Origin of the sequence: Priestia sp. JSM ZJ58, assembly GCF_044383985.1 — a bacterium.
In the GTDB taxonomy this organism is placed as follows: Bacteria; Bacillota; Bacilli; order Bacillales; family Bacillaceae_H; genus Priestia; species Priestia zanthoxyli.
Genome location: NZ_JBISEM010000001.1, coordinates 2461353 through 2473545, shown reverse-complemented (window position 1 = coordinate 2473545; position 12193 = coordinate 2461353). Strand labels below are relative to the sequence as shown.

Annotated in this window: 12 protein-coding genes; 10 read left to right on the top strand and 2 right to left on the bottom strand. The window is 38.6% G+C overall.

What is annotated here, in order from left to right:
* The first annotated feature begins 107 nt into the window (after positions 1 to 107).
* A complete protein-coding gene (locus tag ACH6EI_RS13130; protein WP_108674710.1) occupies positions 108 to 347 on the top strand; it encodes a hypothetical protein in 240 nt (79 codons plus the stop codon).
* A 234-nt stretch (positions 348 to 581) separates the two neighbouring features.
* Positions 582 to 1502 (top strand): 1,4-dihydroxy-2-naphthoate polyprenyltransferase, encoded by a 921-nt coding sequence (locus ACH6EI_RS13125; protein WP_025752322.1) that lies wholly within the window; start codon positions 582 to 584, stop codon positions 1500 to 1502.
* Positions 1503 to 1543: 41 nt separating this feature from the next.
* Here the strand turns inward: ACH6EI_RS13125 and ACH6EI_RS13120 are convergent, their stop codons facing one another.
* The gene (locus tag ACH6EI_RS13120; protein ID WP_028413415.1) at positions 1544 to 2719 is read right to left on the bottom strand and encodes an alanyl-tRNA editing protein; all 1176 of its coding nucleotides are present in this window, start codon (positions 2717 to 2719) and stop codon (positions 1544 to 1546) included.
* Between the two features lie 110 nt (positions 2720 to 2829).
* Here ACH6EI_RS13120 and ACH6EI_RS13115 point away from each other — a divergent pair, with 110 nt between their 5' ends.
* From ACH6EI_RS13115 to ACH6EI_RS13100, 4 genes are all read left to right on the top strand, one after another.
* Positions 2830 to 4977 (top strand): YhgE/Pip family protein, encoded by a 2148-nt coding sequence (locus ACH6EI_RS13115; protein ID WP_394530690.1) that lies wholly within the window; start codon positions 2830 to 2832, stop codon positions 4975 to 4977.
* Positions 4978 to 5041: 64 nt separating this feature from the next.
* A complete protein-coding gene (locus ACH6EI_RS13110) occupies positions 5042 to 5419 on the top strand; it encodes a PH domain-containing protein (protein WP_028413413.1) in 378 nt (125 codons plus the stop codon).
* A 219-nt stretch (positions 5420 to 5638) separates the two neighbouring features.
* Complete coding sequence (locus tag ACH6EI_RS13105) at positions 5639 to 6838, top strand: MFS transporter (protein ID WP_028413412.1); 1200 nt, start codon at positions 5639 to 5641, stop codon at positions 6836 to 6838.
* Between the two features lie 121 nt (positions 6839 to 6959).
* Positions 6960 to 7166: a hypothetical protein gene (locus tag ACH6EI_RS13100; RefSeq protein ID WP_162200721.1), complete on the top strand. Its 207-nt coding sequence runs from the start codon at positions 6960 to 6962 to the stop codon at positions 7164 to 7166.
* Positions 7167 to 7201: 35 nt separating this feature from the next.
* Here ACH6EI_RS13100 and ACH6EI_RS13095 read toward each other — a convergent pair whose 3' ends face one another.
* Positions 7202 to 8074: a selenium metabolism-associated LysR family transcriptional regulator gene (locus ACH6EI_RS13095; RefSeq protein ID WP_013083080.1), complete on the bottom strand. Its 873-nt coding sequence runs from the start codon at positions 8072 to 8074 to the stop codon at positions 7202 to 7204.
* A 344-nt stretch (positions 8075 to 8418) separates the two neighbouring features.
* On the opposite strand from ACH6EI_RS13095, the gene ACH6EI_RS13090 reads away from it, so the two are divergent.
* From ACH6EI_RS13090 to ACH6EI_RS13075, 4 genes are read left to right on the top strand one after another with little or no spacing between them, the layout of a single operon-like run.
* A complete protein-coding gene (locus ACH6EI_RS13090; protein WP_013083081.1) occupies positions 8419 to 8808 on the top strand; it encodes a GntR family transcriptional regulator in 390 nt (129 codons plus the stop codon).
* The gene (locus ACH6EI_RS13085; protein WP_028413411.1) at positions 8801 to 9700 is read left to right on the top strand and encodes an ABC transporter ATP-binding protein; all 900 of its coding nucleotides are present in this window, start codon (positions 8801 to 8803) and stop codon (positions 9698 to 9700) included. The genes ACH6EI_RS13090 and ACH6EI_RS13085 overlap by 8 nt, the downstream gene beginning before the upstream one ends.
* Positions 9675 to 11684: a DUF6449 domain-containing protein gene (locus tag ACH6EI_RS13080; protein WP_028413410.1), complete on the top strand. Its 2010-nt coding sequence runs from the start codon at positions 9675 to 9677 to the stop codon at positions 11682 to 11684. The genes ACH6EI_RS13085 and ACH6EI_RS13080 overlap by 26 nt, the downstream gene beginning before the upstream one ends.
* Before the next feature lie 16 nt (positions 11685 to 11700).
* Entirely contained in the window at positions 11701 to 12180 is a 480-nt protein-coding gene (locus ACH6EI_RS13075; RefSeq protein ID WP_028413409.1) for an RNA polymerase sigma factor, read from the top strand.
* Positions 12181 to 12193 lie beyond the last annotated feature (13 nt).

Below are 12193 nucleotides of genomic sequence, written 5' to 3'. Positions count from 1 at the left end.
TTAGTTAAAGGAAGATCCGAACGAGTTCGATTCTCGATTGAGAATCCAATTCGTTCGGCTTTTTTTATTGTGAAGGTAGCTTTCATGTGTTTCGTTCCTTCTAGCAGTTGATTGGAGGGCAAGGCAAAGACTCCTGCGGGAGAAGCGGAACAGGTGAGCCCCCCCAGGATCGTAAGCGACGAGGAGGCTCAGCGGCCGCCCGCGGAAAGCGACGTCTTGCACGGAAATCAGCTGCGGGGTCACAAGCTGTTCCGCTCGTGTATCCCATTTGTGCTTCTTTAGATGGCATTGATGTAGTTATGTCTCAATCTCATTTTTTATACAGGCTTTTAATCTTTTTCCTATGAATTTCCGTGTCAAAGCAGATTTTTGTAGAAAAAAGCCGGAAATGTATAAGCGGTCATCTTGTAAAAAGAGCAATAAATTATTATGATATAAGATGGAACTTATATTTTAAAGGATTCCGTGATTTTTTTGTTGGGCGGACGTGTATTGTCTTAGAGTAAGTTTGCTATCATTCATTATGTTAAAAGCAGCACTTTTAAATAGAGATACGGTTCGTAATAGAAGGGAAGAGGATGATGACAAGTCATAACAAAGAAAACAAAGCTGCAGTCGAGCAGTACAGTAAAGGGAAAATTTTGTGGCAATTAACCCGTCCTCATACGTTAACGGCATCGTTTGTACCCGTTTTGATTGGAACAGTTCTAGCTATGTTTTATGGCCATGTGAACGTTTGGATGTTCCTAGCGATGCTTTTTTCATGTTTGTGGATTCAAATTGCGACGAACTTATTTAACGAGTACTATGATTTTAAACGCGGGTTAGACACAGAAGACTCCGTAGGAATTGGAGGAGCCATCGTCAGACACGGAATGAAGCCGAAAACGGTATTAAATTTAGCACTGATTTCTTATGGAATTGCTCTTATTTTAGGCGTATATATATGTGCAAACAGCAGCTGGTGGCTTGCTTTAGTTGGATTAGTCGGTATGGCGATTGGTTATTTGTATACAGGCGGACCGCTTCCGATTGCGTATACGCCGTTTGGAGAGTTATTTTCAGGTCTGTGCATGGGCGCGATGTTCGTGTTGATTTCATTTTTTATTCAAACGAATACCGTAACGTCTGAAAGCATCTTTGTATCACTCCCTATTGCGATTTTAGTAGGCGCGATTAATTTGTCTAACAACATTCGTGATATAGAAGAAGATACAAAAGGGGGACGACGTACGCTAGCTATTTTATTAGGTTCTAAAAATGCGATCAGATTTTTAGCTGCTTTGTTCGGCATTGCGTATATTTGGACCGTTGCATTAGTTGTATTTTTCGATATTAGTCCTTGGATTTTCTTAGTGTTTCTTAGTGCACCTAAGCCAATTCAAGCCGTACAAGCATTTGTACGCGGAGAGCTTATTGCAATGAAAGCAACTGCTCAAACAAATACGTTTTTTGGATTTACTTTATCAATTGGGTTATTAATTGGCTATTTAGTAAGCTGATTGTGTTGAAAAAGCCTGTCTTTTTAAAGACAGGCTTTTTGTTATGCTCCAGTTATTTTTTCTTTTACTGCGCTAAGAAATGCGTTCATATTTTCAGAAGATGAAAAGCTGGCTTGAGCTTGTTTTGGTCCGCCGCCGCCTTTTCCATCGTAAAGCGGAAGCAGCTCTTTATAAAGCTCTCCGCATTTTACCTCACTGCCGCTGTGAGCCAGTAAGACTTTTTGATCACTTGAAAAAGCAAAAAGAAGCGTCGTATCAGGCGTTTGAAGCAGCTGCTTTGTCAAAGCTTGCACATCTTTTAATGTACGGTTTTCAAAGTGATGGTACAGAAATGATCCCTCTTTTTTGGCTTCTAATTCATTTGCTAAAAAAGCTGCATTTTCATTTTTTAATTCTTCTAGTTGTTTTTGCAGCTCTTTTTGTTCAGTCTCCAATTTTTTAATTCGTTCTACAACTAATTCACGGCTTGTGCTGAATTTGTTGCTAAGTTCTGCTACGATTTCTTGAGACTGCTGATAATCAGCTAATGCACGCATACCGCATTTGAAAAAGAGGCGTGTATTGCCGCGCTGCTTTTCTGTTTTTGTAAGTTTAATGAGACCCAGCTCTCCAATTTGGTTCACATGAGTACCGCAGCAGGCAGAAACATCAATGCCTTCAATTTCTACGATGCGTACCACTTCGTCTTCTAGCTCGGGCACTTTGCGAAGCGCAAGAGTATGTAAGTCTTCCTTTTTCACTTCGTACGTTTTAATGGGGCGGTTGCTGTAAATAGCGTCGTTTACAACTTTTTCAATGTGTAATAGCTGCTCATGAGATAACTGAGGCACATTTAAATCAATAGAGACAGCTTCGCTTCCTAAATGAAAGCTAACGGTATGAATATCATATGTATCAATTAATAGAGCTGAAAGTAAGTGCTGTCCGCTATGCTGCTGCATATGATCAAAGCGGCGATTCCAGTCAATTTCACACGTGACGTTCGTTTGTACAGGTAGCGTATCAACGAGGTGATAGACTTCTCCATTTTCTTCGTACACATCTTTTACCTCAATTCCGGCAATAGTACCGTAATCAGAAGGCTGTCCGCCGCCTTCTGGATAAAAAGCAGTTTGTTTTAATGTTAAAGCGTAGCCATTTGAAAGAGCGCGCGTCTCTGTCACTTCTGTTTCCCACGTTTTTGTGTAGGGATTGCTATAATAAAGTCTTTCTGTCATGTTCATCATCCTTTCTACTAAAACCATATCTAACTTTTTCTATAGTATCAGAAATATGTTTCTTCGAACATGGATAAGCTAACTTGTAATAATAAAACTGGGTGGGACATATGAAAAATACTGTTTATATTTATACGCGCGATTTAAAAAGAATTTTCACCAATTGGGCGATGATTATCATTGTGCTGACGCTTATGATTCTGCCGTCTTTTTACGCATGGTTTAATATAAAAGCATCTTGGGATCCATACGGGCGGACTGAAGGTATTGCCATTGCAGTAACGAGCGAAGACGAAGGTTCTACGATAAGAGGGCAGCACGTAAACGTGGGAAAAGATATTATTGCAACATTAAAGAAAAATAAAACGCTTGGATGGACGTTTGTTTCAAAAGAAAAAGCTGATCACGGAGTAAAGCACGGAGACTATTATGCAAGTATTGTTATTCCAAAAGATTTTTCACAAAAGCTTGGTACCGTTCTTCAAGATCGTTTGGAAAAGCCGGTCATTATTTACAAAGTAAACGAAAAAATAAACGCCGTGGCGCCTAAAATTACAAGTAAAGGAGCCAGCAGCTTAACACAACAGATTAGTGAAAAATTCGTCAAAACAGCGAATGGAGCCATTTTTTCTGTTTTTAACGAACTAGGCATTACCCTGCAGCGGGATTTGCCGACTATTCAACAAGTTGAACAACGAATTTTTGAGCTCGAAAATCGTCTTCCTGAAATCAAAACAGTAATTAATGAAGCGAACGACACCACTCAAAAAGCTGGAGCTATTGTATCAAAAGCTCAGGCTGCTCTTCCTGAAGTAGAGAGATTAACAGCTGACGGCGCACAGATGACTCAGCAGCTCAATACGTTTTTAACTAAAAGCGACGAAGTTTTAAAAACCGCTGAGCCGACGATCAACGAAACGCTGCAGCGTGTTCAACAGCGAGCTCTCGGAGTTCAAGAATTGAAGAATCAGCTGATGGAAAAAGATATAGCCCCGGCTGAAGTCAGCGCAGCAGCGGAACAGCTAAAAGTGCAGTTAACAAAACAAGTTGCTGACACAGGAGAGATCCTTACGCTTCTTACGGATTTAAATGCGGTGTCTCAAGGGAACGTTCTTTCACCGGTTATTAATCAAATAAAAAGTGTACATACGCTTTTACAGCAGCAGCTGTCGGATGTAAACGACTTGCAGCAGCAAACAAAAAATGGAGGTGCACCAGATCCAAGTGTGCTTGAGAAATTCAGCTCTCGCACCGACCAAGCTGTTTCTAAATTAAATACGTTAACGAATTCGTATTCTTCTACGATTGTGCCGGCTATTGAACAAGCTATCAAAGAAGCGAAAGATAAAACAGCAAGCGCAAACGCACTGCTTGATGAAGCCAATAAAAGCATGCCGGATGTTTCGAACGTTCTGTCTAAAACAGCGAGTGGCATTTTGCTCGGACAGCAGGAGCTTGCGAAAATAACAAAAGACTTTCCGCGAATTGAACAAAACGTGCACAATATAGCGGATAAAATACGCGAATTTCAGCGAAAAGAAAACATCGAAGATATTATTAATTTGTTAAAAAACGATGTACAAAAAGAAAGTGATTTTTTTGCTAAGCCGGTTCTTTTAAAAGAAGAAAGACTTTATCCTATTCCGAACTACGGCTCGGCTATGTCGCCGTTTTATACAACGCTTTGCTTGTGGGTCGGAGCTTTGCTGTTAGTTTCAATTTTAAGCGTAGAAGTAGCGGATGAAGAGCGGTTCAAAAGCTATGAAGTCTATCTTGGAAGACTTTTAACGTTTTTGTCTATTGCTCTTGTGCAAGCTTTTATTGTGACGCTAGGCGATTTATTTTTAATCAAAACGTACGTCGTAGACAAAGTGCCTTTTATCTTTTTAGGCTTGCTGTGCAGCTTCGTGTTTATGACGATTGTCTATACGCTTGTAGCGATATTTGGCAATGCAGGAAAAGCGATGGCGATTGTTTTGCTTGTACTTCAGCTTTCCGCTGCAGGCGGTACATTTCCGATTCAAGTCGTGCCTGCTTTTTTCCAAGCACTCAATCCGTTTTTGCCATTTACCTACGCAATAAGCATGATGAGAGAAGTTGTAGGAGGCATGTTAGCGGATATTGTAAGAAAAGATGTTACCGTTCTTCTTTGCATTTGGCTTGGCGTGCTGCTGGTGGGTATATTCCTTCATAAGCCTCTTAGTAAAACGAGTGCAAAATTAACAAAAAAAGCGCGTGAAAGTAAATTAATTCATTAAAAAAACGTTTTGGGTTTCCAGACAGAACAAAATGCGGTAGTGTAGATAGAAAGGAGTGATAAGCATGGGTATATTAGATGGACTATTAGGAAATGCATCAGAAGCAGATATAAGAGGAACTGAAAAAGATTTACAAAACATTTTAATTGCCAACGAGCGAGTGGAACAAGCGTATAAAGTCATTCGCGATTTAATGGTGTTTACGACGAAACGTTTAATCATCGTTGATAAACAAGGAGTGACGGGAAAGAAAACAGATTATCATTCCATTCCTTATAAGACGATTACCCATTTTAGCGTAGAAACGGCTGGAACGTTCGATTTAGATGCCGAATTAAATATTTGGGTATCTGGTTCTAGCGCGCCGATTTCAAAAGAATTTCGTAAAGATAAAAGCATTTACGACGTGCAAAAAGTATTAGCATCTTATGTATTGAATTAAAAAGTTGAGCCATGAAAAATTGGCTCGATTTTTTTTGTGTGTAAAGCAAGAAAGCATAGCAGTCTTGCATACAGTCGTTTGAAAATACTCCGGCTGTTGTCCATTCCTATTGCCATTTTACTCATTACCGAAATGCATGAAAACGATTTACATAATGAATTATACAGAATAAAAAAACCGTGATATGCTTTTTTTAGAGAAAAAAGGAAGTGACCAACTGTGAGTTATACCGTAATTGGAACATCGGCTTTTCGCAAAACAAACGTTGCGCTTTTTGCAGCAGGATTCAACACATTTTCAATTTTATATTGTACACAGGCCATTTTACCTGAATTTTCTAGAGAATTTGGGATATCTCCGGCTTTTGCGAGTTTATCTCTTTCGTTAACGACTATCACGCTTGCGGTTAGTATGCTTTTTTTAGGTTCTTTGTCGGAAGTGTGGGGACGAAAGAAACTGATGGGCCTATCGTTAATTTTTGCGTCATTGCTATGTATCATGACAGCATTTAGCTCTACCTTTGAAACGCTGTTAGTTTTTCGCGTTATTCAAGGAATCGTGTTAGCAGGGTTGCCTTCTGTGGCCATGGCTTACTTAGGAGAAGAAATTGAACCCGGAAGTTTAGGAAAAGCGATGGGGATTTATATAAGCGGAAACGCCTTTGGAGGCGTAGCGGGAAGGCTTATGACAGGAGTGCTCACGGAGTATTTTAACTGGTCTGTAGCTCTTGATGTTGTAAGCGCAATCAGCTTATTGGCCACATTTGTTTTTTTTATGAACTTGCCTGATTCACAGAACTTTACTTCCCGGTCTTTTGAACTTCGTCAGCTTACCAGCTCTCTTCGCAGTCATCTTCAAGATAAAGGAATGCTTTGTCTTTTTGCTATTGGTTTTGCACTGCTTGGAAGTAATGTAGCTTTATACAATTATATTGGATACGCTTTATCTTCTCCTCCGTATTCTTGGAATCATACACTTGTAAGTTTTATTTTTGTTATTTTCTTTGTTGGAGTATTCAGCTCAGTCTGGATGGGGACGCTGGCGGATCGATACGGCCGGAAAAAGGTGCTGTTATGTACGATTGCTGTTACGCTTATAGGTTCAATCGTTACGCTGCATCCCGTTTTATGGATAAAAATTACCGGGCTTTTGCTGCTGACGTTTGGCTTTTTCGGAAGTCACTCCATCGCAAGCAGCTGGGTAGGAAGAAGAGCAACGCATGACAAAGCGCAGGCTTCGTCTTTGTATTTGTTTTTTTACTATGCAGGATCGAGCATTGGAGGGACTGCGGCTGGCTTATGCTGGAGCGCGTACGGCTGGAAAGGTGTGATTGCTCTAATTGGTGTGTTTCTTACAACAGCCTTTTTCTTAGCTGTTCGTTTATCAAAAATGCCGGCTCAGCAGACGCATGTTCACTAAGAAAATGTAAAGACATATAGCTATTGATTTAAAAAAAGAGGCCGGTACAAAAGGATTTTAGCCCAAGTGAAAAACGAACCATTGATCAACATGTTTGATTAGTGGTTCGTTTTTTTTTGTTATGGTGAACATAGTTTCATCTGTTTCGTTCCTTCTAGCAGCTGATTGGAGGGCAAGACGGAGACTCCTGCGGGAAAGCGGAACAGGTGAGACCCCGCAGGAGCGGAAGCGACGAGGAGGCTCAACGGACGCCCGCGGAAAGCGAAGTCTTGCACGGAAATCAACTGCGGTGTCGCAAGTAATTTATACTAGCTACTTTAGTCTTTAGATTGAAATAATTTAGTTATGTCTTAATTTCATTCCCTAGTTTAAAAGCTGTATAAAAAGCTCCGCTACTTTTTTATGAGCGCTGTTAGCAGGATAGATATAAGAAAAGCGGCGCTTAAAAGGAGCGGTGTTAACATTGAGAATCGACAGGTGCTTTTGTTCTACATCTTCTTTAATAGCACAAAGCGAGAGTACAGACATTCCTAAATCGTGAACAATCGCTTCTTTAATTCCTTGATTGCTGCTGATCGTTAGCATGCTTTTCATTTTTAAACCGTTGGACATTAGAACGTGATCTAAATATTCTCTTGTTCCAGAGCCTTTTTCACGCGCTACCCACCGCTGATTTTGTAAATCATCAATTTCTACTTTTTTAAGCTGAGCTAAAGGGTGATCCACTGACGCAACGATGGCAAGCTCATCGTCCATAAAGGACTGAATATGTAAATCGGACTCTTCCGTGTGACCTTCAATAAGCCCTACATCCACTTTGAAATGACGAACAAGCTGAGCAATTTCTTTTGTATTACCGATCGTCACTTCTACATCAATATCAGGATATTGTTCACGAAGCTTTGCTAAAAAGGAAGGAAGAATATATTCGCCAATTGTAAAGCTGGCGCCAATCGTTAGCATTCCTTTGACACGGTGATGGTGTTCGTAAATATCTCGTTTCGTATGCTCATATATTTGAATCATTTGTTTAGCACGATCGTATAAAATTTCGCCGCTGGGTGTGATTTTTAACATTTTAGGTGAACGCAGGAACAGGGAAGTTTGAAATTCTTTTTCGAGATTTTTGATGTGTACGCTTACGCTTGGCTGTGAAATCATTAATTTTTCCGCAGCTTTTGTAAAGCTTTGCTCTTCTACAACAGAAACAAACGTCTTTAACGCATCATAGTACATAGAGTATGGCTCCTTTTATATTAAAAAAATTAATTATAAACATTATAAAACATTATTATGGTAATAACTAGAGGCACTTGGTTAAGAAAAGTAAAACAAGGTGCTGACTTAAAGGAGTATGTTAGCTTGCAACGAAGGCAACCTGCGCAATTTGTTTACAGTTATTTTTATTTCATCTATAAAGCTATTAAACACTTTTTTGTCATCTATTTGTAACAAAAGTAAAAAAAATACTTGTTTTTTCCAGAAAACATACTATAATATTAACTGTAATGCGATAAGTAATACAGTTAATACACCTAGTACACACATCATGATTTTGGGTAGATGAAGGGAGGCAGACTATGTTCGATTTAGATATTCGTAGTCGTAAGCCGATATACGAGCAATTAGTAGATAAATTGAAAGAGCTTATTATTCATGAAGTCTTTAAGGCTGATCAAAAGCTTCCATCTGTTCGGCTGTTAGCAAAAGAATTAACGATTAATCCAAATACAATTCAAAAAGCGTATCGTGAACTAGAACATCAAAACTATATTTATTCAGTTCCAGGCAAAGGAAGTTTTGTAACGCCTCAAGTTGATACACTAAATAACGAGAAGGTGAAAAAGATGAAAGAAGAATTAGTAAAGCTGTTGGCAGAAGCTATGTATTTAGGAATGGACAAAGATGAAATTCTATCACTTATTTCACAGGCTGAAAAAGCAGTAAAAGGAGGAAGCGATAGTGATTGAACTGAAGGCGATAAAAAAAGAGTTTGAAGAAATGGAAGCTCTAAGAGACGTCACGCTTTCTATAAAAAAAGGATCTATTTACGGACTGCTTGGCTCCAACGGGGCAGGGAAAACAACGCTATTAAAAATCATTGCAGGTATTTACAAGCAGGATCACGGAAAGATTGCCATAGACGGCGAGGAAGTATTCGAAAACGTTGGTTTAAAAGAACGTATTATTTTTATGCCAGATTCTCTTTATTTTTTCCCTCAAACAACGATTAAGCAATTAGCGTCTTTTTATAGAAGCGTCTATCCGACTTGGAACGAAGAACGGTTCCAAAAATTAAAAGAAGCTTTCCCAATTCAATTACATAAAAAGGTACATAGAATGTCCAAGGGAATGCAGCGTCAAGTAGGTTTTTGGTTAGCGCTGTCTGCTATGCCTGATGTACTTATCTTAGATGAGCCGCTCGACGGTTTAGATGCGGTAATGCGTCAAAAAATCAAAAACCTTCTTGTTCAAGACGTGGCAGAACGGGAAATGACGATTTTAATTTCGTCACATAACCTGCGAGAAGTGGAAGATCTGTGTGATCATGTAGGCATCTTGCATCACGGTCAATTATTAATTGAAAAAGAGCTGGATGATTTAAAGTCTGATGTGCACAAAATTCAAGTTGCATTCGAAGGAGATGTGCCGCTAGCGCTTTATGACACGCTAGACATTTTATATCAAGAAAAACGAGGAAGCGTCTTGCTTTGTATTGTTCGAGGAAAAGAAAATCACTTAGTCAACAAAGTCCGATCGTATAAACCTTTAATTTTTGACATCTTGCCACTTACGCTGGAAGAAATCTTTATTTATGAAATGGGGGATGTGGGTTATGCAATCGAAAACATCATCGTTTAACCGCGGCATGTGGATTCAATCCATGAGAAACGTGGGATGGATTGGGCTTGTATACTTGCTAGTACTGCTGTTCGCTTTACCTTTACAACTGATTTTTACTTTCACAGGAAAGGTAGAGCCTTATATAGAAAAACCAGATACGCTATTTAACGTATTGGATGGGCTGGAATTTGTGTTTATGTTTGTTGTACCAGTGTTACTTGGTATTTTTCTATTTAGATATATCCAAACGAAGATTGCGGCTGACTATATTCATAGTTTACCAATTAAGCGTTCTACGCTGTTTCATCAAAATATGCTTCTGGGCGCGTTGGTTTTAGTTGTTCCTATTTTAATTACGGGAGTCGTTACTTTTGCCGTTAAAGGAGTTTTAACCGTTGAGGATGTTTATACAACAGGAGATGTTCTAAGCTGGGTCGGTTACAGTATTTTAATTAACTTATTTGTGCTGACTGGAACTGTTTTAGCGGGAATGTTCACCGGAATGTCTGTCCTCCAAGGAATCTTTTTATATGTTCTATTTCTTCTACCCGGCGGAATCTCTTATTTAGCTATATCTAATGTAAAGTTTTACTGGTACGGCTATGCGTATGACTATTACGTGAACAAAAATGTTGACAGCCTTGTTCCGTTTTCACACGTAGCGCAAATGGTAGCTCATAAAAGCTTTTCTACTAGTGCATTTGTTTATATTGGACTCATTGTCTTATTTTACATCATTGCTTTAATCACCTACCAAAAAAGAAAAGTAGAAGCTGCTACGCAAACCATTTCAGTTAGCTGGTTAAAACCGGTATTCGTATACGGAGTAACCGCTTGTTCACTCATGTTAGGCGGATTTTACTTTATTAGCATGAAAGGTGAATTTTCATGGATGGTCGTAGGCTATATTATTGGTTCATTAATAGGTTATATAGTTGCTCAAATTATCTTAAATAAAACGTGGCGGATCTTTACGAAATGGAAAGGGTATCTAGGCTTTGTTATAGCCGCAGCTATCGTTGGCTTTATCATTCATTTAGATGTATTTGGCTACTCTACTAAAGTACCGGCAGCTTCAGAGATTGAAAGTGTATATTTCGATGAAGATATATATCCATTGACTGATAAACCTGAAAACTATGCAAATGGAATGAATGGCTATTATGAAGCTCCATATTACTATACAAGTAAAGAAACGATTCAGAGCGTTCGTCAGCTGCAAAAACAAATTACAGCATCTAAAGATAAGAAGCTGGATCCTGATAAACAAAGTGAAATAGAAAGCAGAAACGGTAAAATGGCTGTATTTGCTTATAAATTAAAAAATGGAAAACAAATGGTCCGAGAATACTTTATTCCATTTTCAGACTATAAAGCTTTTTATAAAGAAATTGCAGAAACAAAAGAATACAAAGAAAATTTCCATCCGCTTTTACGAACAAAAAACACGGATAAAATTAAAAGCGTGAGTTTTTCTGTTCAAGGAAAGTCAAATTCAATCAACATTACAAATCCAGATAAAGTACAAGGACTTATACACGTAGTCAAACAGTCGATGATGAACGAAACGTTTGATGAAATGTACAGCACAAAAGAAAGCTGGGCTTCAATTGAGTTTATGGATGGAAAAGGACAGTACGTACAAACTGCATCTTGGGATAAGTCTTATAGCGAAGTAGAAGCATGGCTGAAAAAAGAGGGTTTATATGAACGTGCTCGTCTCATGCCAAAGGACGTAGAAAAAACCGAAGTGTTTAAAAATTCTTCTCATCTTAAAAACGATTATCGTCTTCAAGAAGAGTTTACATCTCTAATGAAGGATGAGAAAGCAATTAAAGTAAAAAACAATCAGCAGGTAGAAACACTTCTTCAACATGCGAACTTACGAGACACGGGAGATTATCTTGTTGCTTTTTATTACAAAGACCAAGTAGATACTCCTCAGATTTATATGTTGAATGAAAATGAATTGCCAGCAGAACTAAAAGAAAAACTAAAATAACAAGGGAGAACTTATTATGTGCGGCGAGGAATTACAAGATTATTTAAATCAGGTGCTGGCTTATTTATTAAAAAATGGTGTGAATAGACAAGACGCCGAAGATATTACGCAAGAAGTAGCATTAAAATATTTAGAAAAACAAGAAATGGTCGATCCTGAAAAAATAAAAGCTTGGATGTTTCGCGTCGCATTAAATAAACGCTGTGACTTAGGAAGGCGTAAAATAGTGAAAGACCGCTATACGTCTTCTTACAAAGAAGAACCCGTTATGTATACGCCTATTCAGCAGGTCCTCAGAAATGAAGAAGCGGCTGAATGTCAGGCGATTTTAAATCAATTGAATCCTAAGTATCGCAATTTACTTCTGTTAAAATATGGATTAGGATTTAAATATGAAGAAATTGCCGAGTTATTAAATATGCAGATGACTACGTTAAAATCAGCTCTTTACCGCGCGCGCAAATACTTTGTGAAGGGATATAATGAAGTCATTTAATATAAATGAAACA

Bases quoted from the DNA above. Each gene is read 5' to 3' on its own strand.
- ACH6EI_RS13125 (WP_025752322.1), top strand. From the start codon at position 582: ATGACAAGTCATAACAAAGAAAACAAAGCTGCAGTCGAGCAGTACAGT.
- ACH6EI_RS13075 (WP_028413409.1), top strand. From the start codon at position 11,701: ATGTGCGGCGAGGAATTACAAGATTATTTAAATCAGGTGCTGGCTTAT.
- ACH6EI_RS13080 (WP_028413410.1), top strand. From the start codon at position 9,675: ATGCAATCGAAAACATCATCGTTTAACCGCGGCATGTGGATTCAATCC.
- ACH6EI_RS13120 (WP_028413415.1), bottom strand. From the start codon at position 2,719: ATGACAGAAAGACTTTATTATAGCAATCCCTACACAAAAACGTGGGAA.
- ACH6EI_RS13100 (WP_162200721.1), top strand. From the start codon at position 6,960: ATGGTGAACATAGTTTCATCTGTTTCGTTCCTTCTAGCAGCTGATTGG.
- ACH6EI_RS13090 (WP_013083081.1), top strand. From the start codon at position 8,419: ATGTTCGATTTAGATATTCGTAGTCGTAAGCCGATATACGAGCAATTA.
- ACH6EI_RS13110 (WP_028413413.1), top strand. From the start codon at position 5,042: ATGGGTATATTAGATGGACTATTAGGAAATGCATCAGAAGCAGATATA.
- ACH6EI_RS13095 (WP_013083080.1), bottom strand. From the start codon at position 8,074: ATGTACTATGATGCGTTAAAGACGTTTGTTTCTGTTGTAGAAGAGCAA.
- ACH6EI_RS13115 (WP_394530690.1), top strand. From the start codon at position 2,830: ATGAAAAATACTGTTTATATTTATACGCGCGATTTAAAAAGAATTTTC.